Raw genomic sequence first — 313 nt, forward strand, 5'->3', positions numbered from 1 at the left:
ATATTCAACTGGCCGCCGGGCGCGCCATCTTTTGTTAATAGAAAGCTTTGATTTCCTGGTCCTAGAGTAATGGTTGGTTGGCGTCCTAAAGGATCAACGGGAGCTGTAATTAGTAAAGGCGAAGAGCTCGAAAGTGTTCCAACGAAACTCCCATTCCCATCTCCTATTAATCTTAAGTCTTGTCCAGGAGCGCTTGATATGATGATGCTTGATCCGCTTATGGTACCAGAATTGGAAAGCACCATATCTGTGCCATTGGATGTGGTGCCGCCGACTGTGTTCCCTGAAACTTGCAAATCGAGGGCTTGAATAG

General features: G+C 46.6%; 1 protein-coding gene. It reads right to left on the reverse strand.

All coding sequences use genetic code 11. The features are described 5' to 3' along the window. The coding region (locus tag A0J57_RS27115) for a hypothetical protein (protein WP_235600965.1) at positions 1–313 on the reverse strand (313 nt) is incomplete at both ends.

It is taken from the genome of Sphingobium sp. 22B (genome assembly GCF_001580035.1).
Lineage (GTDB): Bacteria > Pseudomonadota > Alphaproteobacteria > Sphingomonadales > Sphingomonadaceae > Sphingobium > Sphingobium fuliginis.